Origin of the sequence: Streptomyces sp. NPDC058464 (assembly GCF_042721035.1) — a bacterium.
Lineage (GTDB): Bacteria > Actinomycetota > Actinomycetes > Streptomycetales > Streptomycetaceae > Streptomyces.
This window is the reverse complement of record NZ_JBHXMA010000058.1, coordinates 29,803-49,935: the sequence shown is the minus strand read 5'-3', so window position 1 is coordinate 49,935 and position 20,133 is coordinate 29,803. Positions and strand designations below refer to the sequence as shown.

At 66.8% G+C, this 20,133-nt stretch carries 16 protein-coding genes and 2 pseudogenes; 8 read left to right on the top strand and 10 right to left on the bottom strand.

Annotation, left to right across the window (positions count from 1 at the left end; translation table 11 throughout):
• A pseudogene (locus ACFWPQ_RS46080) lies at positions 1-413 on the top strand (hypothetical protein); the annotation flags it as partial.
• A gap of 46 nt (positions 414-459) precedes the next feature.
• On the opposite strand, the gene ACFWPQ_RS46075 reads toward ACFWPQ_RS46080, so the two are convergent.
• The 3 genes from ACFWPQ_RS46075 to ACFWPQ_RS46065 form a co-directional block, all read right to left on the bottom strand.
• Complete coding sequence (locus ACFWPQ_RS46075; RefSeq protein ID WP_384049471.1) at positions 460-615, bottom strand: hypothetical protein; 156 nt, start codon at positions 613-615, stop codon at positions 460-462.
• Positions 616-1,018: 403 nt separating this feature from the next.
• Positions 1,019-1,468: an IS3 family transposase gene (locus ACFWPQ_RS46070; RefSeq protein WP_384049468.1), complete on the bottom strand. Its 450-nt coding sequence runs from the start codon at positions 1,466-1,468 to the stop codon at positions 1,019-1,021.
• A complete protein-coding gene (locus ACFWPQ_RS46065) occupies positions 1,465-1,764 on the bottom strand; it encodes a transposase (protein WP_384049465.1) in 300 nt (99 codons plus the stop codon). Before ACFWPQ_RS46065 ends, ACFWPQ_RS46070 begins: the two co-directional genes overlap by 4 nt.
• A 1,045-nt stretch (positions 1,765-2,809) precedes the next feature.
• Here ACFWPQ_RS46065 and ACFWPQ_RS46060 point away from each other — a divergent pair.
• The 4 genes from ACFWPQ_RS46060 (at position 2,810) to ACFWPQ_RS46045 (ending at position 7,010) form a co-directional block, all read left to right on the top strand.
• The gene (locus ACFWPQ_RS46060; RefSeq protein WP_384049525.1) at positions 2,810-5,422 is read left to right on the top strand and encodes an ATP-binding protein; all 2,613 of its coding nucleotides are present in this window, start codon (positions 2,810-2,812) and stop codon (positions 5,420-5,422) included.
• Between the two features lie 129 nt (positions 5,423-5,551).
• Positions 5,552-5,797, top strand: coding sequence for a hypothetical protein (locus ACFWPQ_RS46055; RefSeq protein WP_384049462.1), 246 nt, complete (start codon positions 5,552-5,554; stop codon positions 5,795-5,797).
• A gap of 122 nt (positions 5,798-5,919) precedes the next feature.
• Positions 5,920-6,423 carry a hypothetical protein gene (locus ACFWPQ_RS46050; RefSeq protein WP_384049459.1) on the top strand — a complete coding sequence of 168 codons (504 nt, stop codon included), beginning with the start codon at positions 5,920-5,922 and terminating at the stop codon, positions 6,421-6,423.
• 23 nt (positions 6,424-6,446) lie between these two features.
• Complete coding sequence (locus ACFWPQ_RS46045) at positions 6,447-7,010, top strand: hypothetical protein (protein ID WP_384049456.1); 564 nt, start codon at positions 6,447-6,449, stop codon at positions 7,008-7,010.
• 104 nt (positions 7,011-7,114) lie between these two features.
• On the opposite strand, the gene ACFWPQ_RS46040 is transcribed toward ACFWPQ_RS46045, so the two are convergent.
• The 3 genes from ACFWPQ_RS46040 to ACFWPQ_RS46030 form a co-directional block, all read right to left on the bottom strand.
• Positions 7,115-8,257 carry a helix-turn-helix domain-containing protein gene (locus ACFWPQ_RS46040; protein WP_384049453.1) on the bottom strand — a complete coding sequence of 381 codons (1,143 nt, stop codon included), beginning with the start codon at positions 8,255-8,257 and terminating at the stop codon, positions 7,115-7,117.
• Between the two features lie 366 nt (positions 8,258-8,623).
• Complete coding sequence (locus ACFWPQ_RS46035) at positions 8,624-8,911, bottom strand: hypothetical protein (RefSeq protein ID WP_384049450.1); 288 nt, start codon at positions 8,909-8,911, stop codon at positions 8,624-8,626.
• A 716-nt stretch (positions 8,912-9,627) separates the two neighbouring features.
• Positions 9,628-11,760 (bottom strand): hypothetical protein, encoded by a 2,133-nt coding sequence (locus ACFWPQ_RS46030; protein ID WP_384049448.1) that lies wholly within the window; start codon positions 11,758-11,760, stop codon positions 9,628-9,630.
• Between the two features lie 387 nt (positions 11,761-12,147).
• Between ACFWPQ_RS46030 and ACFWPQ_RS46025 the strand changes: the two genes are divergently transcribed.
• Together ACFWPQ_RS46025 and ACFWPQ_RS46020 are read left to right on the top strand one after the other, a co-directional pair.
• A complete protein-coding gene (locus ACFWPQ_RS46025) occupies positions 12,148-12,501 on the top strand; it encodes a CU044_2847 family protein (protein ID WP_384049445.1) in 354 nt (117 codons plus the stop codon).
• Between the two features lie 15 nt (positions 12,502-12,516).
• Entirely contained in the window at positions 12,517-14,838 is a 2,322-nt protein-coding gene (locus ACFWPQ_RS46020) for a trypsin-like peptidase domain-containing protein (protein WP_384049443.1), read from the top strand.
• Positions 14,839-14,983: 145 nt separating this feature from the next.
• On the opposite strand, the gene ACFWPQ_RS46015 is transcribed toward ACFWPQ_RS46020, so the two are convergent.
• The 3 genes from ACFWPQ_RS46015 to ACFWPQ_RS46005 all read right to left on the bottom strand — a co-directional run bounded on the left by ACFWPQ_RS46015 (position 14,984) and on the right by ACFWPQ_RS46005 (position 18,114).
• Positions 14,984-15,322: a restriction endonuclease gene (locus ACFWPQ_RS46015; RefSeq protein WP_384049522.1), complete on the bottom strand. Its 339-nt coding sequence runs from the start codon at positions 15,320-15,322 to the stop codon at positions 14,984-14,986.
• Positions 15,288-17,102 carry a reverse transcriptase domain-containing protein gene (locus tag ACFWPQ_RS46010; protein ID WP_384049440.1) on the bottom strand — a complete coding sequence of 605 codons (1,815 nt, stop codon included), beginning with the start codon at positions 17,100-17,102 and terminating at the stop codon, positions 15,288-15,290. The genes ACFWPQ_RS46015 and ACFWPQ_RS46010 overlap by 35 nt, the downstream gene beginning before the upstream one ends.
• 370 nt (positions 17,103-17,472) lie before the next feature.
• The gene (locus ACFWPQ_RS46005; protein ID WP_384049519.1) at positions 17,473-18,114 is read right to left on the bottom strand and encodes a restriction endonuclease; all 642 of its coding nucleotides are present in this window, start codon (positions 18,112-18,114) and stop codon (positions 17,473-17,475) included.
• 488 nt (positions 18,115-18,602) lie between these two features.
• On the opposite strand from ACFWPQ_RS46005, the pseudogene ACFWPQ_RS46000 reads away from it, so the two are divergent.
• Positions 18,603-18,821: pseudogene (locus tag ACFWPQ_RS46000) on the top strand (transposase); the annotation flags it as partial.
• Between the two features lie 80 nt (positions 18,822-18,901).
• Here ACFWPQ_RS46000 and ACFWPQ_RS45995 read toward each other — a convergent pair.
• On the bottom strand, positions 18,902-20,062 hold the full coding sequence (locus tag ACFWPQ_RS45995; protein WP_384049437.1) for an SAVED domain-containing protein: 1,161 nt from the start codon (positions 20,060-20,062) through the stop codon (positions 18,902-18,904).
• Between the last annotated feature and the right edge of the window lie 71 nt (positions 20,063-20,133).

Sequence of the window (20,133 nt, the reverse complement as noted above, 5' to 3'; positions counted from 1 at the left end):
AGATGAGGGAGGAGGCCGGGGATCGGGAAGGCGCCGAGAGACTTCTCCGGCAGGTCACCGAGTACGGCAGCACCGACGCCCTGTACCACCTGGCCGAGATGCGGGAGAAGGCCGGGGACCAGGAAGGCGCCGAGGCCCTAGCCTGGCAGGCCGCCGACCACGGCAGCACCCACGCCCTGGAACGCCTGGCCGGGATGCGGGAGGTGGTCGGGGATCGGGAAGGCGCCGAGAGACTTCTCCGGCAGGTCACCGAGTACGGCAGCACCGACGCCCTGTACCACCTGGCCATGATTCGGGAGTTGCTCGATTTTCTCTGGAAGTACGGTCTGGACCCGGACGGTACACCGACGTCTCCGTGGCAACCGTCTATCTACGCTCCGCTCAACCGACATGTACCACCGAGTACCTCGTAGAGATGCCACCGCTTACGGCTGATGACGATCTTGCTCGCTTATTCGGTCATGCAGTGAGGGAGAGTTCGAGGCGGGCAAGGCGGTTGATGCGGGTGCGGTTGAGCGGGTGGCCGTTGCACCAGACGTCGAGGCGGATGAGGTTGACCGTCGGCTGAGAAGACGTGCTCCAGGTGGGTCTTCTGCAGACCGAGGTAGCGGGCACGTCTCCTTCCGGTGACCGCGACGTCCTGGTGGATGGTTCCCTCGATGCCCACGCAGGTTCCGTACTCGGCTCGCCACTGCTCGTCGCTCTACCGAAGGCGGGCATGGTCAAGGACTTCTTGCATCTGGCAGGGGCGCAGGGAGAGGGTCCGGCCGCCGGTCTTCGAGCGGGTGCGCTGGTCGCGCACCGGGCAGGGGCGGCGTGTCTCCTTGGCGGACTTCATGATGATGGCGTTGGTGCCGCGCGGGGCGGCGGGGCTCCACGAGGTGCTGGTGTCTCCACGGGCAGGTGGCCTGCCGCTTCCCCCAGTCGATGGTGAACGCGGGGCGGTCGAATCCGGCGCCCTGATCCGGAGTCTGCCTTCCTCCGCAGAGCCCGCCGAGGCCTGGCAGCGCCCCGACGGTTACTGGCCGAGCGCTTCCCCGTCCTTCCCGGATTCTCCCGGCTGGTCGAAGTAGGAGCAGGAGCGAGTCGTCGTGTTGCGTGAGACGGAACGCGACCTGGCCGCCAAGATCGCCATCAGCGGGTCGGGGACTGTGGTCAGGTGCCGGCGTCTGCGGTGCCGGCCCTCCAGGCCCGCCGCCCGCATCAGTCTGGCGACGCGATGGCGTCCGCAGGCAGCACCCTCGCGTTTGAGTACGGCGTGGATGCGTGGAGCGCCGTAGGTGCCGCGGGACTTTGCGTGGGCCTCGGTTATCCGCCCGGTCAGCTCGGCGTCACGGACCGCCCGCGGACCCGGCTTGCCGGTGCGGCGGGCATAGAAGGCGGCTCGGGAGACCTGCAGTAGTTCACACGCCCGCTTGACGCTGTGACCGTCTCGCTTCTCCGCCTCGATGAACGGGTGCACCGTCACCGGGTCTCCTTCGCGAAGAAAGCCGTGGCCCGCTTGAGGACCTCCACGTCCTCCCGCAGCCGGCGGTTCTCCCGCCGCAACGCGGCCAGTTCCTCACGTTCACTGCTGGTCAGGCCATCGCCCTCGCCTGCGTCGGTCTCGGCCTGGCTGACCCACAGCCGCACCGCGGTCTCGGTCAGGTCGAAGTCCTTGGCGACCTGGCCCACCGAGCGGTCGCCACGCCGGCACAACTCGACGATCTCGGCCTTGAACTCCGGCGTGAACGAACGGCGAGGCCGAGGCCTCTTCTTCCCCATGCTCTCCATGATGGACATCCTCCCGGGGCAGAACCCCTGATCTCGGATGTCCGTCAAAGTGAATCAAGCCCACTTTCCTCGCCTACGGAGCTGGCCAGAGCAATGTCAGCGGCCCCCTTCGGAAGTGATGCGTGAAGACCAGGCGTCTTGCGGCGGGCCCGCAGGACGGCTCGATCTGGGGCCACCGGGCTGACGAACCGGCCGGCCACCGTGCAGCAACCTCGGGATAGCCGCGACCGTCCTGCCTGCGGCTCGGGCAGCAAAGCAGCTCGCTGGCGCCCCCGCGAAGCCTTCCACGGGGGCGCCAACGAGCGCAGGGCGGGATGACCGGCCCGCAGTGCAGGCCCGGCGCAGTTCGGCGATCCGGTTCTCCTTGGCGCGCCGCTCCACGGTCCGGGCGAATCAGTCAGACCGTTGCGAGCGTCGCTGGTCGGCGTGCTCGCCATCAGGGAACCGGCCGGCGCTGATCGGCGTACGGTAACGCCGCCGGTCCGTCCACCAACGCAATCTGTCTGCTGAATTCTGCGGGAAAACTGTATTCAGAACCGCAGAGCAGACCCCGAGCAGCGTGCAGGCGAGCACCACCCACCACGGAGCGTGGGTGATCGCAGCTGCCGTTCCGGCACCCGTCGGCCCGAGCGCGGACGGCCACTGCCCTCGGCGCGGGCGGACGGGTGGTTGCGACCTCCTGTGTGAACGCCCTTCGAATCCGCTGTGTGTATCGGCGCAGCCGCAATTCGACCGCAGCAGGTTGCACGTGTGTCGGGGATCGGTCGGCATATCGGACTCCACAGTCGCCGGTTTCGGCGTCTCAAACCATCGGTCTGAGCAGCGCTCGTTGGTAGCAGCTTCGGTCACTGCGGTGGCGTGGTAGGAAACCCGGGACGGTCCGGGACGGCGCGCGGGCAGCGGTTCACCTCGCGCGAACCGTCGGCTCGCCGCGTCTTCGGGAGCCGGTAACGACCGGGTGAACTCGGTTCGGTGGCCTGCCCTGTTGTCGCTAACGTCGAGCCATCGAACTCTGCAAACTTTCGAGGTGCGTTTGATGCCGCCTGCGTCCTCCGGTACACCCGCGTTCGAGGAACCGCCCGACCCCTGCGAGGCCCGTCATCTGGACGAGCTGATTGTCCAGTTGCGGCAGTTGAAGGTATGGGCAGGCAATCCGTCCTACGAGACGATCACGAAGAGGGTCAACGAGTCGTGGCGAAACGACGGTCTAGCTGCACGCGAATGGACCACATACAAGAACACAGTCGCAGCCTGCTTCATGGTGGGGCGACGACGACCCAATGACGATCTTCTGTTGGGCATCGTGCGGGTACTGAACCCGGATATCGGGTACGTGACGAGGTGGAGGCAGGCGCTTCGGATCGTGCGCGGGGAAGCGGAAGCAGCGTCCTTTGTCCAGGCGCAGGCTTCGCTGCCCGACGACATCGCCCAGTTCACTGGGCGCGCCGCCGAAATCGCGCTACTGACCGGCGTTGTCGGCGTCGAGTCCAGGGCTCTGCCAGTTGTGATCTCGGCGATCGAGGGAATGGCCGGCATCGGAAAGACAGGGCTGGCCGTTCGCGCTGGCAGGCTACTTTTAAGACAGCACGATGTCGACCGCGTGTTGTTCGTTAATCTACGCGGCTTCCACGACGAATCCCGGCAGCCGCCTGCGGACCCGGCAGCGGTCCTCGACTCGTTCCTGCGCCTGCTTGGGGTATCCGGTCACGACATTCCTCTCGACGTGGATCGCCGAGCCGCTCTCTACCGAAAACGGCTGCGCGATCGCCCGACGCTCGTCGTGCTCGACAACGCCGCGGATGCGGCGCAGGTACGTCCGCTGCTACCTGACGATGCGCTCTGCCAGACGCTGATCACGAGTCGGCGTACCCTGTCCGACCTAGAAGGCGTACGACACCTGGAGTTGGACGTTTTCACTCCTGAAGAGGCGCTGGGCTTCCTGCGCCGGACCGTCGGGGCTGAGCGCGTGGACGCTGAACGGGACGCCGCGGGACAGGTCACCGCTGTCCTGGGTTACCTGCCCCTCGCGCTTCGACTCGCGGCGACACGGCTCAACACTCGCCCCAACTGGAGCCTCGGTGACGAACTGCGACGTCTACTCGCGCGCCGCAGCGAACTGCGGCTCGACGATCCGTTGGAGAACTCAATCGGCCTGTCGTACGACGACCTGGCTGCGCAACCGCGACACATTTTGAGACTCTTGTCGCTCCATCCGGGCGACGATTTCGAGAGCCAGACCGCCGCTGCGCTTGTCGGCTCTGATCCCTCGACGATGGAACAACAGCTGACCAACCTATTGCGCAACAACCTGATCGTCCGGCGGAAACCCGGACGCTTCGAGCTCCACGACCTGGTCCGGACGTATGCGGCCGTCCGCGCCCACGACGAGGAACGCGTCACCGACCTGCGTGATTCAGCGGACCGCCTGGTTAGTCATTACATGCGCACGACAACCGCCGCGATGGATCTGCTATACCCCGTTGACCAACAGAGCCGCCCGCACGTACAGGCTTCGGACACACATGCCGTCCCGCTGCCCGACGAGGCCTCTGCGCGCAGTTGGCTGGACAGCGAGCGGGCCAATCTGCTCGCGGTGGCCACCGACCCCAGGAATCAAGACCCGTCCGCCGTCGCCGTGGCATTCGCCACGCTCCTGCATCGCCACCTGCTCACCGGCGCCCACTACTCCGATGCGCAACTGGTCAACCAGTTCGCCGCGACCGCCGCTGAACAGTCCGGCGACCAGGCCGGCCAGGCGCGCACACTGACCAACCTCGGCGCGATCTTTGGATTGACCGGCCAGTACGACGAAGCAGTCCGGTGCCTCGAGCACGCCGTCATCCTTCATGAAACAGCCGCAGACCTCTACGGGCAGGCGAGGGCTCTGAACAATCTCGGCGGAATCTACGCACGGATGGGACAGCACGATCAAGCCGCCCGCCATCTGCAACATGCCTTGGACACATTCCGAGAGATCGGCAGCGTTGACGGCCAGGCGCATGCTTTGACGAACCTGGGATCTGTGTACGAGCAACTCGGCCGATACGGCCAGGCAGCCGATCACCACCGGCAGACATTGACTTTGTGTCGCGAGAGCGGCGACGCCGAAGGACAGGCCCACGCGCTGACGAATCTCGGTGTCGCGATTGCACAGGTCGGCCAGCATGAAGAAGCGGCCGCATATCACTCCCAGGCGCTGGAGCTTTTTCGCGGCCTGGGAGACCGATACGGCCAGGCCCACGCGCTGACCAACATAGGGTTCGTACACGAGCGGCTCGGTCGGCACGAGCAGGCCGCCACGTCTCACCAGCAGGGACTGGCCCTCTTTCGTGAAATCGGTGATCCCGAAGGACAGACGAAGTCGCTCAACGGCCTCGGGAAGGCACACATGGCGGCGGGAAACCACACTGACGCGCTCGCAGCATTCTCCGAAGCAGGACAACAGGCCAGAGCTACTGGTGACTTGCACGGCCAGGCGCACGCTTCATTCGGCCTCGGCGACGCTTACCACAAGACGGCCGATCACGATCGCGCCGGTGAGTGCTGGCGAGAGGCGCTCGCTCTCTACGAACGCATCGGCGCCACCGAGGCGGAGGAGGTCCGGACACGTCTTGACGCCGATAGCCGACGAGACGCACCGGGAGCGTAAGAGCGGTTGCTTGCTCCTCGCCTCCGCCTGCCCTTCATAGAGCAACGCCCCACTCCCCACATCAAGATCAACTTCTTTGCACCCCAGGGACCCCAGTCCCAAGAGCGGGGCGGATGCTGTCCGGCCGGCGTGGAGAAGCACAACCCGGCGGCGACCGCGGCGGGCCCGGCCGTGCGGGGCTGGACGGTGCGCATCGTGGCCGCCGTCTCCTCGGCCTTCATCCCGGTACTGGTCACCTCCGTGACCTCGCTCGTGGAGCACGGCGCCGGTGTCCGGGCCGGGCGTCGCTGTCCGGCCACGACGGCAGAAGACAGTGCGGCGGCGGCCCAGAGGCACGGCCCGTTGCCCGCCGGCGAGCCGGTCACCGAGAAGTGACCACGCCGTCTCGTGCCGGTCGGTGGCTGTGCATCGGTTGGGCAGGCGATTTCGCCCGCGTGGTCACGCGTGTTGGGCATGATGAAGCGAGATGACCGTTGCGGGGGAAGGGTGCGGGACACATGGTGATCGAGGCCGGAGTGGTGACCGGGTACGTGATCGCCTGGGCGGTGCGCAAGGCTCGCCGCGCGGCTGGCCGTCTGGACGCCGAGGTCGATGTGGTCATCGATGCGGGGCTGGACAAGCTGCACACGGCGGTGGCCGCCAAGCTCGGCGCGCATCCGGCCCTGGATGATCTGGCCGAGGAGGCCGCTGCCGAGGAGGGGCAGGTCAGCGAGCTGACCCGTCAGCAGGTGGAGCTGGCGGTCACCGCCGCAGCCCGCAAGGACGACGAGTTCGGCCGCGCGGTCACCGAGCTGGTGGCTCAGCTGCAGGCCGCGGAGAAGACCAGCGGCACCTCGGCGGTGACCGGCGCCGGCTCGACGGTGTTCACCGGCGACGCCCACGCCCATGCCGGCAGGGACGGGATTGCGTTCGGCCAGGTCGGCGGGAACGTCCGGCTGGATCGCGGTGCTTCGGGCGGGCAGCGGCCGGACCCTTCCGAGCCGGGCCGGTCACGCCCCTGACCGCACCCGGCGCACCTGGTGGCGTGGCCCCCCTCGCGCCGTCGCAGCCCTCGGCCGATCCAGTCGGCCCGCCGCCGGTGCACACCCGTGAGAAGGGCGATGGCATCAGCATTGAGCAGGTCAGCGGGAATGTGACGATCAACCAGTACCGGGGGCCTGCCGCTCCGCAGCGCCTTGAAGACGCGGAGCTCTTCAGGTTCGTAGAGTCCAGCGCCGCCCTCCAGCGGAGCCTGTCGGGGTTCGCAGAGGGGACCTTTCTCGGCAACAAGATCCCTACCGGCGTGCTGACGAGCCTTGACGAGTTCGTTGGCGCGTGCAAGGCCGATCCACGCGGCTTCCACGACACCGACGTTGAAAACACTTACCGCGTGTTCCTGGCCGCCGCGCGCGGTCTGCTCAAGAGCACCGCTGAAGGAATGTTCCCGATGAAGCGGGCGGTGGGGTGGAGCGAGATTCCGGGCGAGTGGTACGACGAGGACCGCGCGCGCTGGGACAAGGCGGAGAAGGAGATCATGGAGACGTGGCGCGGGTTTCTCGACGCGCACGACGCCTTCCTCCTCTGCGGTCATGGCGCGCTGCTCGGCTAATTGGTGGGCAAGGACGGACCAGGTGACTTCGTGCCTGGTCTGGACGGTGTCGTTCAGTGCAGTGAAGTCGTCCGCATCATCAAAGTGAACGCCCGAGGTTTTCGTCAGGAGCGGCCCTGGCGTTCTGCGCGTCGGGCGATCCGGCGGCGTACGGCCTCCCGCTGCGCCGAATCCAGCGCGGGAGCACTGCCGAGGACGCTGCGGAACTGGCTGATCAGGCTGTGCGCGCTGTCCGCAGGACTGGCCGGCGGTACATCGAGGTCGGCGCCTTCACCGGGGTCCGCGGCCGGTGCGGGCTGGCAGTCGTTCTTGGTCGCCGCCTCCCACAGGGGGTGGAAGTAGTCGACGGATCCGCCCAGGGCCTGCACCAGCCGCAGCAGGGTCGGCCAGTCGCATGCGGCGGTGCCGTCGAGTACGGCGGTGATCTGGGTGGCCTGAAGGCGCCATTGCGAGGCGATGGCGATGTCCTGGGCGGTGGGCTGGCCCGCGCGTACGTGAAGCGTCCGCAGGGCTGTCATGAGCCGCTGCACCGCGTGTGCCTGGGTGCTGATGCCGTCCAGTACGTCGATCTCGTCCTGGCTGGTGGACGGATGGCGTGACGGCCGCCGCCGGAGCTGCTCCGTCTCCCATACCTTGCGCAGCACGACCGGGTCCGCCCCGCAGGCCCGGGCGAGCCGTTCAGCGATCTTCCAGGAGGGGACCCGGTGGCCGCTCAGCACCCGGCTGAGATAGGACGGCGAACAGCGGGCCTGCCGGGCCAGTTCATTCAGGGGCAGTTCGGATGCGCGGGCGAGCATGGACAGGACCGGCGCCAGACGGTTGTAGGCCGCGCCGGCGGCCTCGGCTTCGTCAGGGAGGTCGTCGTCCTGGCCGGCCGCACCCCCGGCGACGTGACGGGCCGGTTCCTCGTAAAGGGCTCGCAACGAGGTCGGCACGGACGGCAGGTGCCCCACCTGCCGCAGCCGGCGCACGATGTAGTCGTCTGTGTACCGGTGCCTGGCGGTGTCCTCGCTGACGTTCAGCACCTGCCCGATGCGCCCCCAGGTCACCTGCCTCAGCCTGGCCCGGCCGACCAGGCCCGCCGTCAGGCAGTCCAGCCGGGTGCGCATCTGCCGGACCTGCTCCAGGATCTGCTCGGTGTCTTCGGGGTTCAACTGGCGCAGCAGGACCCGGGCGTCGTCCTGGAGATCCCGGATCATCTCCCCCAGGATCTCGTCCAGGCGGCCGGGCGTTGTACGCGGCGGCAAGGAAGCGGTCTTCGGGACCGCGGTCACCTGCCGCGGCCCCGACGGGACAGTGTCGGCCGGGAACGGAGCGCCCCCTTGCCTGCGGGCGGCCCGGTGCGCAGTCTGTCGGCACGTGGTGGAGCAGTACTTCTGCGGGCGTCCGACCCGAGGGCCGGCCGGTAAGGAGGCGTGGCATACGAGACAGCGGTCCACGGAGGTTCTTCCTGTCGGTCAAACGGCTCGTTCGCTCATTTCGTGACCCGACCCGGTCGTTGATGCCCGGCGCATTTCGTCGCCGGGTCCGAAGAGGTCGCGGTTTCGTCCCTGCCGGGGGAACACATCTTCGGTGGGCGGGACATGCCGCGGCGTGCCCCGCCCGCCGAAGGGTCAGCCGTGCGACTTACCCCGCTCGCAGCAGGCCATCAGGCCCGTAACCATCGCGGCGAGCACGCTGCCCAGCACCTGCGCGGACAGTTCGGCCCGTACCTCCGCCCCGGACGAAGAGCCCGCGATCAGCACAATGGCCAGGGCAGGAACCGCAAGGAACGCAACGAGACTTGCCTTTCCCACCGAGGCAAGAACGCCAGTAATTTCGTCGCTCCTGTTAACCTGCTTTCCAGGCGCCTGACGGGCCACTGCCGGTTTAGCGCCACGGCGTCGAGGGGATCGAGACATCGCAACTCCTTGAGGTTGTCGTTCGGAAAGCGCGCGCAGGCCCTCGGATGTGGTTTGGCGACCGTGTGAGGACCTGCGCGTGCCTGAGCGTGACCCTAGCGACACGCTGTGCGAAAAACGAATCACCGCAATATCCGGCAAAACCACCTTTGCGCAGGTCGCCGGGGCCACGGCATCGCGTTCCGTCGCAAGCCGCCCGGAACATTCGCCGACGCAAGCCGAATCCCGGTGTCCCGTGAAAGAAAGTGGTAAAGAAGCCCAGCAGGGACGCGGAATTCGAGCACCGCATACCGCATCCGGCCCGCGGGCCGCCATCCGAAAACATGCAGCAGGAACTCGTGGCCCGGACGGCGTCGCACAATCGGGCCCGGACGGAAGCGGCGTGGCGTTGAGTCGAGGCAGCATCACTCCGCTGGCAGCGGGCCCTGCCAAGTACGAGGCGCTGGCCCATCTTGCCGACGCCTGCCCGGGACGCGGCGTTTTGGGGCTTGGCCAGCTGGCGAGCTGATTCTGTACGGAGGCCTTGCCCAGGGGAGCTGGACGTCCGCGCAGAAGTCCGCGGAGAGCAATGGGACATCGCGAGGGTCTGCGGCGCGCGACTGCCGCCGCCTACCAACGGCAGGCTGGCCCCGGATCCCAGTGCATGGAGTCGGCAGGATCGGCCTCACAAAGCAGTGCCCGGCCCGTCCCTTTCTGCGGCACGGGGATGGTGGCCGTCACCAGGCAAGGCGGGCCAGCAGTCTGGAGTGCTCTGCAGCGAAGGTGGGATCGGCCTGGTAGTCATCAAAGCCGAGGATCGGCATGAAGAGGGGGTGAAGCGCGGTGCGGCCGTATGCCAGGGGATCGCGAAGCGGTGCCCGGTCCACTTGCAGGCCCTCCTCGTCGCCAACGCGGACGGCGCCGCCGATGGGGTCCGTCTCGCGCCAGAGATTCCGCCAGGCACCGATGTCCCTGTGCAGCCGGTTGAGGTTCCGGGGGCCGAAGTAGGCCGGGAAGTAGCGCCCGTAGATGCGCGTCAGCGGGCAGCCGTATGTCAAGAGCGACACCCTGGGGCGCTGCTCCGGACTCATCTGCAGCACTGCGGCGGCTACCCAGACGGAACCTTGTCCGTGCGCGGAGAACATGAGTCGTCCACCGGTCGCCCGCATCCACGCAGTTGCCCGCCACTGCAAGTCGGGCACGGTCCGCTCGCCGAGGCACGGTGGCCCGAACGGGTGGGCGGCGCGCGGCCAGAAGGTGGCGATGTCCCAGAGCAGTCCGACGGACCGGCGACTGACCGGGTACTGGTAGGCGAGACAGCCGAGGGTGACCAGGCCGACGCTGGCGAGGAGGAAGAGCCATTCGCCGAGCATCTTGCCCAGAGCGACGGAGGCATCGTCCCGGGTGAGCACGTCCAGCAGAGACGGAGCCGCCCATGTGGCAGCCGCACTCGTGCCGAGGCTCAGGGCCGCCGCACCACTGAACACACCCAGCAGCAGCGGCAGATGATCCGTGCTGTGAGCTGATGCCCTGGCCCGGGTGATCTCAAAGGTCCGCTCGATGTCCGGAGGCTCCCCCGGGTAGTCCCGTTCCAGGTGGTATCTCAGCCGACGCGCCATGCGCAGCCGGTCAGCCCACAGGAAGCACGCCACCGCGGCGCCGGCGAGCAGCATGACCACGAACCCCCACACCGAAGCCTCCAGGAAGGCAGGCGGCCCGGGCGCGGTGGCGGAGCCGGTGGTGCCGTCGAAGAACTCGGCCACCAGCAGGGCCTGGCCGGCCGCGAAGGCCACACCGGCCCAGAGCGCGAGGAGGAGGACTGCCGGCCCGCCGAAGCCGCGCAGAATCCCGTGGTAGGCCGGTCTCCGGCCCATCAGGAACACGCAGGCGATGCACAGCGCAACGACAAGAACCGCATCGGCGGCAAGGATGCCGCCGAAGAAGAGTGACGTGCCCGGCAGCCGTCCGGATGGTGCCCATCCCTCGCGTGCCCATCCCGCGTACAGGAAGATCCCTGCCACGAGCAGCACACCTCCCCGGGCCAGAAGCCTCGGGAGCGCGGTGGCTCTCTCGTCGAGTCGCATTTCACTCCGTTCGGACGTGATGACGACAAACAGCGTCAGCGCTGCTACCAGCACCACCAGGGCGGCCAGGCAGCAGCCGACAACAGTCAGCGGCCCGAAGCCGTGGTGCTGGTCGCGGTCCAGACAGGGGATCAGGACGAATGCGCCGACCGTGCACAGGCCCAGCGCGATGTGCGCCCGGCGCAGCCTGGCCACCTGCTGTTTGCCGTACCAGAAGCCGGGCCGGGACAGGGGTTCGTCGCCGCCCGGATCGCCGTCGAAACGCCCGTCGGCGAACGGCATAAGCGGCCGGAGGACTTCGGTACGCCGCCAGGTCCGGCGTCCCAGCACAGCCAGACAAACCAGCACGGCCAGAGGCAGCGCCGCTCCCAGCACCAGTCCCCGGCCCGGCGTGGCCTGCCACCAGCCGTCGCCCTGTGCGTTCAAAAACGCCAGCCAGGCGTGGTCTTGCGTGCAGGCCGTGGAGCTACCGCACTGCCAGAACACGAGGTCCATGGAGATTTCTGCGTAGGTGGCGACCAGCTGCACGGTGAGCACGGCTGCGGCCAGCCGGACGCACACGCTGTAGCAGCGGGAGGCGGTCGCTGGCCTCGAGGGCTCAGCGGGCCGCACCCAGTGCACCAGGTTGACCAGCGACAGCGGCAGTAGCAACAACCACAGTCCGCGGGCAGCCGCACTGCCCGTCCGGGGGGCCAGCAGATACGCCTCCGGAACGCTGCGGCCCCTGTAGTCCTCCGGCCTGCTCTCAGCGTCGGCATCCTCCGCTCGCCGGTGGATGCCGGTCACGCGGTCTCCGAGTATCCGACACGTACGCGGGTCACCCAGCACATCGTGCGGGGGTGTGGCGTATACGCCCGACACCAGGATCTCGAGTACAGGTACAGCAGGCTGCTCGGCCGAGGAGCGCAGCGGGGCCCAGTTCTCGCTGACGACGGGCTGGTCCTCAGATCCTGTGATGCCGGGCGCCGCTCGCTTCTCGCCTGGCCCTGCCTGTTCGCCGGGATGCCGCCCCTCCGCCATGAACTCCCCCTCGCCCGTGTCCGGTTCGCCCGACCTCCTCCCCCGCGCCGTGCGGCATGGCTACTCTGCCGCACAGGAATCCATCGGGGTAAGGGGGTCGGAATGGAGACAGGGCTTGTTCTGACGGAGGTCGCTCTGCCAGGTGGTGCCCGCATGATGATCCAGGCCGTCAGCGTGGCTCCGGGGCGCGTGACAGCCCCGACGCCAGCCGGTGACGCATTCGAGGACTCCGTCGACGAGGAGGTCGGCTTCTTCCGACACGGGCTGGGGCAAGTAACGGAGGCTCTGGGATCGTTCGCGCAGGCGATCACCGAATCCCTGAGCCAGGCCAGGCCGGACCGCGTCACGGTGGAGTTCGGCTGCCAACTGGGCGTGGAGCCGGGCGGGCTGATCGCGCTGATCACCCAGGCGGGGGTGGATGCCAACCTCAACGTCACCCTGGAATGGCAGAGGGCTCCGGCCGGCAGTGCGGCACCGACCGCACAGGGCTCATCCGCCGCCGGCTGATCTGCGGAGCCGGGGATGGCGGATACACCGACGGGCTGGGGGCGCCTGACCTCCGCCCTGAACCACAGCACGCTTGCGCTCAGCGCCACAGGGCGCGGCGGGGGCACCGGATACGGCACCGGCTTCTTCATAGGCCCCGGCCTGGTGCTGACCTGCGCACACGTCGTATGCCCTGACGGCCGGCCCGCAGCCATGGTCGAAGGCATGTGGCGGGACAGCGGCGGCGAACAGCACCGGCTGTCCTTCATGCCGGTCACTGACACCGACGTACGACCCTTCGCGGGTGGAACCGGCGCGGATCTTGCCCTCCTACGGCTGTCGGCGTTGCCGCAGGGGCACCCCTGCGTCGCTCTGTCCCGCGGGCCGGGAGACCTGGAGCCGGACAAGAAGCTGTACGTGCATGGCCATCCGCGGCACGCCTATTGGGGCGGTGATTCGTTCGATCTCTCGGTGGTGGGTGTGTCGCGGCACCGGGCGGGCGCAATACTGGTCAAGGCGATCGGATCCGAGGTATGGGGCGGGGTCAGCGGTGCTCCGGCCATCGACATGGAGTCGGGGTGCGTCGTCGGGGTCCTGCGGGCCAAGCAGCCCGCGGAGGGTACCGGGCGCGAGTACGAGTCACGGCTGGTGCCGGCCCCGGTGGTGTGGGATTCCTTTCCCGAACTGGCCCAGGTGCAGCACCTGGGCCTCCCGCAGCTGGACGAGTGGCTGGACTGGCTGTCCGATGCCCAGCTCCAACAGGCCAACTGGCGTTGTTCCGGGCCGGACATGACCGACTACATGACGCTGGTCCGCGAGGCGACCGAACACAGTGGCTACCTGGAGGCACTGGCCTCGTCCCTGCGCGCACGCGGGGCCGCCCCGCGCATGGGCGATATCTACGTGCCGGTGCGGGCGAAGCCCGGGCACGATAACGAGTCGCCCGCTTCACGCTGCATGCCGGTGGAATCGTCCGCGCTGGCGGGCGGAGCGCACATCGTCGGCGGGCCGGGCACCGGCAAGTCCAGTCTGCTGCGGGCGGTGGCCAGGGATGTCGCTGAGCAGTGGCTGAACGGGAGTCTGAGCGACTACGTCCCGGTGTACGCGGCCGCGCCCGTCCTCGCAAGCAGTACCGGTCCCGGCGGCCGCTGGGACCCGTTCGCGATGCTGGAATCCGCCGTCGCCGCAGACCTGCGCCCCGCTCTGGCTCTGCAGCCGGGCAGGACCAGCAAAAGCCCGCTGGCACGAGCCTTCGAGGATCCGCCGTTCCCGGCACGGAAGTGGCTCGTCCTGGTGGATGCGGTCGACGAGGTCCAGGACGGGCAACTGCGCGACCTGCTGGAGGACGCGCTGACCAAGTATGCCAGCACCCCGCATCTGGCGCTGGTGGTCACCAGCCGTGAGTGGTTCTGGTCGCGCGGGATCGAACAGGCAGGTCTGGAGAGCCTGCGCCTGTGCCGGCTGAACGAGAGCATGCACCGGGCCCTGGTCGCCAAGTGCCTCGCCGCCTTCCGGCTGCACGGCGAGGACATGGTGGAGAATTTCCTCCGCGAGCTTGCGGCACGGCGGCTCACGGACCTCGCCATGCAGCCGATGTTCTGCGTCGCCCTGTGCCGGGTGTTCGCCGAAGCCGACCGAAGAGCCCTGCCCGCAGGCCGCGGAGCCCTGTTCGACACGCTCACCGACATCCTGCTGGCCGGTGCCGCCCGACGAGAGACCGCTGTCGACGTCAAGCCAGAACGCCTGCGCGAGCTGCTGATGACCCACGCAGGCGAGCGTGAGCGCCCCAACCAGGTCCCCCTGCCGCTGGACAGCCTCATCGACCACCTGCTGGACCGCGAACGTCTCGCATCGTCCAAGGCGCGATGGAGCGAAATGGTCCGCACCCACCTGTACGGCTCCGGCCTGCTCACCCCCAACTCCCCCGACGAACAGCCCTTCTCCCACCAGCTCCTGGCTGCCTACTTCTCGGCCCGCTACTGGGGAACACGGCATCCGCAGCCAGGCCCGGACCACGTCCGCGAGATCGCCGTGAACTGTATGAAGAGCCACACCGAGGACCACGCCCTGTTCTGCGCGGAGCACATCATGACGACCGTCCCCGACGTCGTCGCCGCGCTCCTGACGTCCTGGCCCACAAGCCGCCAACGCCCCGCGGCAGTCATGACAGCAAAGCTCGCCCGCGACGGCGCACCAGTCCCGAAGCACCTGCTCGCGCACGCCCTCAAAACCCTGACCCGCTGGGCCACCAAGGCAGACAGCCCCAGCCCGCCCCGGACGAGCCCCTCCCTGCCGAACGAGCCCGGCTGGCCGCAATGGGCAGCCGCCCAAATCGCCTACCTCGAACAGAAGTTGTAAAAGACCTGGCGGGTCCACATCGACAGGCGGCGTACGCGGCGCGGTGTGCTCGGATAGCCCTCAGGCTGGCCGCAGGCGAGCCCAAGGGCGAGTAGGCCAGCATCATCCGCGCAGGGGACGTGTCCTGGGATCCCTCAAGGAGCGGTCATGGGGTCGCGCTGTGGATGCCGAGGACGTCGTAAAGGTGTCGGCCATGGGCCCACTTCTTCAGCTCGGCGCGGCCCATGAGGATGAGCTGGTGGTGCTGGGCGAACTTGATCGCTGGTTCGGTGAAGCCGTTGAGGGCGATCATGATCGGGAGGTCGGCCCCGTGGTGCGGCCGCGCTGTGCCGTTGAACTGCTGCACGTGTCCTGAGCCGACCGGGTTGGAGTACTGCGTGGAGTAGGCCGCCGGCGAGGTACCCGTGGCGCGGGTCCTTTTCCGTCGGCCCCTCCCCGAACGGGACGGGTCACTTTCGCAACATCCCGCTCTCCAGTGACTGATTCCGGAGTGAGGTTGTCAGCCGACCTGCGTGGATGGCGTGATGGCAGGCTTCACAGACAACGAGCGTCTTGCGTCGCCGTTGTGCCATCCGTCGGGTCCACTCGGAGGTCTCCGGTCGGCCGGGCTTGTTGAGGTCGGCCATCTTCCGGATGTGGTGAACTTGCAGCCCCATCCGGGATTCACAGATCTCGCACTGCCCAGCCAGCAGGCGACGAATGAGCTCATTCGCCCATGTGTGCTGTATGACCGGCTTCCTGTCGGATATGACAGCTCCGCGCTGTCGTTGCAGAGGAATCCCGCCGAAGCGAGCGATCAGCGGCTTCTTCCCGTCACGGGGAACCATGACCTGGAAGCACCGCCGTGGCCCCAAGGGGGTCTCGACCATTGCGTTGAATCGCCGAGCCATCTTGGCCACGGTGGAGTTGTACTTCGCGGCCATGGTCTTGAGCAGGGATGCCCCCATGACCCAGTGCAGGGTGTGTAGACGCCACACGTCCTGCGCCAAGAAGTAGTACTGAACGAACCCGCGATACTCCGTCTGATACTTCATCATGATGGTGTAGTCGCTGTCATGAATCAGAATCGAACGGTGCGTAGGCTTCCCTCCACACATGTACAGCATGCAGCGTTGCCGGATTACGTCACGAGGAACGTAAAGGCCGATGCCGCCATTTACCGTGCGGCGCCCGCCAGTCAGTTTCGTGTCCTCGTGCTGAACCTTCACGTCATAGCCGAGGAATCGTGCCGCCTGGGTGGCGGCATGCGTGATCAAGGTCTTCGGAACAGAGAGTTCCAGCCCGAGATCTGCTCGCAAGAAATCTCGGACCCTATCCTTGATCTCTTCAGCTTCACGTTTTGGTCCTGCAAACCCGAGAAGCCAATCGTCCGCGTACCTGACGTACTTAAGCCTCCGATACCCTGGATCATTCGGGTCATTGCTCGGCAGTCGGCGGCGTTGCCGCCTCAACTCCCGAACCGCCGAGACATCTTTGCGGCGTTTGGCCCGTAGAATCGCAGCGCAGATAGCCATGTACTCAGGGTTGTGCTCGCGTTTGTCTCCCCGGTTGTAATCTGGCATCAACTCTTGTTCCACGAACCTGTCCAGCCGGTCCAGGTATATGTTGGAAAGCAACGGTGAAACGATCCCACCCTGTGGCGCACCACTGAGCGTCGCGTTCCATCGCCAGTCTTCCAAGTACCCGGCCTTAAGCATCCGGTCGATCAGTCGCAGGAACCGTCCATCGTGGATTTTCTCTCCAAGGATCGCGAGCACGATCTCGTGATCCAGGCTGCCGAAGCAGTCCGAGATATCCCCCTCGATGAACCAGCGTGTCCCGGTCCAGGTGTTGGCCACCTCAGTCAATGCTGTGTGGCATCCCCGGCGGGGACGAAAACCGTGTGATCGGTCGGAAAACTGGGGGTCGTAGTACGCGTCCAGCAGCAGCCGGACTACCTCCGCCACCAGCTTGTCCGACCAAATCGGCAGGCCAAGCGGCCTTGAACCCCGATTTTTCTTGGGGATCTTGATCCGCTTCACCGGCGTCCACCGATACGTCTCCGAGCGCAAGGCTTGGATGATCGTCTCGATCTTCGCCAGCGACATACCGTCCACGGTTTCCCCTGTGACCCCTGGCGTCATCGCACCCTTGTTGGCGTAGATGCGCCCATAGGCCATCAGGAATAACTGTGAGTTGAAAAGTTGTCGGTACAGCCTCTCAAGCGGCATACCCTTCTTGCCGCGTTCCCGGATGACTTCCAGCACAGTTGCGGCGTTCTGCATTACGCATGCCTCCCTTACTGGATTCCCCAATCACCTGTGTCCCTTTGCCCTCATTCCGGCTTTCCCGGACTTCATGGCCGGTCGTTACTCCGGCGACTACTACGGACACTCCGTCACCTTAGGGCTCGCGCCCCTTAGGTGATCCCGTGGTGCGTCCTCGATGTACGTGTCGAGCGCGACTTAGGCCGCCCACTCATCTCCTTGACCTCCCTCGTTGGGAGACGTTTCACGACCTGGAAGTTACCCCTGACATGCAAACCATCTGGGGTATGTCGTGACACCGGTTTCAGACGTTTTTCCGGCGGGAGGATACTTTCTCCACCTGGAGATTAGGCTTCAGGCAATCCAGCTTTGGCCATATCGCACGGGTCTAGCGGAGCGTTGCCTTTGAACGTCTCGGGACAGCCTCCGCGTTCCTGACATGCTGTTGTCCCCTCGCGCTTTCGCGTCCAGGTAAGTCAGGCGACCCAGGAATATTCCTCCAAATTCCTCCCAATTGGGTTGGGGATACATCGAAGCGCCTCACGGCGCACTTGCACTGCAGGATCAGGAGACGGTCTTCGTCGTCCCGTGCAGTGACGTCAACGCCGAGGTCCCCGGCCCCGCCGACCCGGCGGGGGCTGCGGAATCCGTCACGGGCCAGAAGGTCGGCGCACGCCTGCTCGAAGCCCGTGGCGGTCATCGAGGAGAGCTGCTTCATCTTGTAGGTCAGCAGGTCCGGGGCGGGCTCATCGTCCGTCGCGTCAAACACGTAGTGGGAGCCGCCGTAGGCCTGGGCGTCAAGGAAGAAGGACAGGACCTTGCCGGCCAGGATGAGCACGCCCAGTCCGCCGACCACGGTCAGCCCGGTCCACCACGGGTGATCTGCTATCAGATTCCACAGGTCCACCGTGATCCACCGGCTGACGTCCTCGGTGAGCCACTTCCAGAGCATCTTGCCGATGGCCAACGCGAGAACGACGTACAGCAGGAACTTCAGCAGCGGGTCGAGTGACCCGTCTTCGTCGAACACCACACCCCCGAATGATGATCAGCGAGCCTGCCGGTGATGCAGCGCCCGTCCCAAGAGATCGGTGTAGCAGCGGGTACTGACAGCAATTGATGGCCCGTCACGGAACCGGGCCTGGTCAGGACCCCATCCGGCCACCGGCACCGGAAGGGCGTGCGCCCATGCGCCAGTTTGCCTGTGGCCGCTGGCCTGGGCAGACGTATGTCGTGGTCCCCCGTGCAGCCACCCCGGCGAACCCCGCCGTAGGAAGCAACGGGCGCGTACTGAATGACCTGTCACCTGCGGATACGGCCGGGGACACACTCAGTGGCCCGCATCGCCACAAAATGGCGAAATGCAGGGGACGTCCGCTCGTTGCCACAGCGCGCCGGAGCCGCGGCTAGGCGGACAGCGGCGGTCGGGTCAGCCACCTCTTGATCAGTACACCCGGCATCCGGACCGGCTCGTAAGACGCCATTTCAGTTGGCGTGATCTTGCGGCAGTCCGGGGTGATGACTGCTGCGCTCGTCGAGCGGATGGCGCCGGATGAGCTGTGGGCGTTGTTCCAGCGGATGCCGCCGGCGCCGGTTCGTCCGCAGGGTGGAGGGCACCGCTGGCGAGGGGACCCGCGAGGTGCTGGCCGCGATCGTTCTCGTGGCCACCTCGGGCTGCACCTGGAACCAACTCCCGCCGGGATTCGGGCTGCCGGGGGCACCGCCTTCCGACGGTTCATCTCCTGTCAGGGCCGCCCCCGGCGAGGACTGGCTCGACCGCGGTTCAAGATGCCCATAGATCTCGTGTCGGTCCGGATCTACGCGATTTCCAACGCTGCACTGTATTGGCCGTCAGTGCGGTCGTAGATGACGAGGGCGGGGTGGACGTTGGCATCGTGTACCCGGCCGAGGGCCACCGCCGCGGAAACGGGCACGGCGGCCAGTACGTGCAGCCGCTGCAGGTTCTTGTGGGTGGCTTCCAGTTCGGACAGGAGCAGCCGGAGTGCTGAGGTGAACTCGTCGAGTGCGGAGAGCGAATTGATGACATCAACAGACGGAGTGAGGTTTTGCGGGCTGATCGTCCAGCGGGGCAGCGTGGCGAGCGGTCCGGGGAGTTCTCCTGCCTGAATGGAGCCGGAGATGTTCAGCAGCAGCACGCCCTGCGACGCGTCGGGCGAAGGGGCGAGGGGAGACTCGGTGGTGAAGCGTACGGTCGTCTCCGCGGTGCTCGGCCAGCACCAGGATTCAGTGCTGCGATGCCGCTGGTAGATGGAGACATGGAATGTGTCGTCGAGGCGGGAGCCGAAATGGACCAGCAGCGGCAAGCGGGCGAAGGCGAACGCGCTGACGTGCTGCACCGAGTCCTCGCGCAGGGCGTCGGCGAGCTTGTGTTCAAGGACCCGGTCGATCTGCTGTCGGCATTGCTCCCAGTAGGCGGGACCGCCCGTCTTCTCGCCGGGCACATGGCGTAGATCGATCTCGAAGCCGTCGCCGTGCAGGCTGAGCGGAAATTCTGGGAATCGCTCTTCGGAGCGGATGACGGCCTCGGTGGCAGTGGGTTTCGTAAGCTCGACCTCTTGGCCGCGCACCTGTCCGATCAGCCGGATCACCGCTGTGCCGGCTCCGGGGTTCAAGCCTGTAAGCCTTCGGATCCACGCCTCCCGTTCACGTTTGATGCGTCGCAGCCGCTCAACCGTCATGACATCCAGAGAGCCCTTGCGGTCGATTTCGTTGTGCTCGCCACGGCACAGCAGCATCAGGTTGTCGGCCAAGTCGCGCTGGTTCTTGGGCAAAGGGTCCATGCCGCGTGGCGAGTTCGCCGTTGCATCCTGTCCGACGATGTGGGCGAGTTCTCCAAGGGTGAAGTCCTGGTAGGTGAGTTTGCCCTCAAGGAGGTAGATGCCGCACAGTTCACAGCGTCCGCCGGCGCGGACCCAAACCTTGAGTCGCTCCACGTCAGGGATGGACTTGCGCACCACGGGTGGACTCCTTTCTGTTCTGGGTTCCGTAAGCCCGGGCGGGGCTGTCCTGGACGGCCTCGCGGTTCAGA

Bases quoted from the DNA above. Each gene is read 5' to 3' on its own strand.
- ACFWPQ_RS46050 (WP_384049459.1), top strand. From the start codon at position 5,920: ATGGTGATCGAGGCCGGAGTGGTGACCGGGTACGTGATCGCCTGGGCG.
- ACFWPQ_RS46025 (WP_384049445.1), top strand. From the start codon at position 12,148: ATGATGATCCAGGCCGTCAGCGTGGCTCCGGGGCGCGTGACAGCCCCG.
- ACFWPQ_RS46020 (WP_384049443.1), top strand. From the start codon at position 12,517: ATGGCGGATACACCGACGGGCTGGGGGCGCCTGACCTCCGCCCTGAAC.
- ACFWPQ_RS46065 (WP_384049465.1), bottom strand. From the start codon at position 1,764: ATGGGGAAGAAGAGGCCTCGGCCTCGCCGTTCGTTCACGCCGGAGTTC.
- ACFWPQ_RS46035 (WP_384049450.1), bottom strand. From the start codon at position 8,911: ATGTCTCGATCCCCTCGACGCCGTGGCGCTAAACCGGCAGTGGCCCGT.
- ACFWPQ_RS46010 (WP_384049440.1), bottom strand. From the start codon at position 17,102: ATGCAGAACGCCGCAACTGTGCTGGAAGTCATCCGGGAACGCGGCAAG.
- ACFWPQ_RS46060 (WP_384049525.1), top strand. From the start codon at position 2,810: ATGCCGCCTGCGTCCTCCGGTACACCCGCGTTCGAGGAACCGCCCGAC.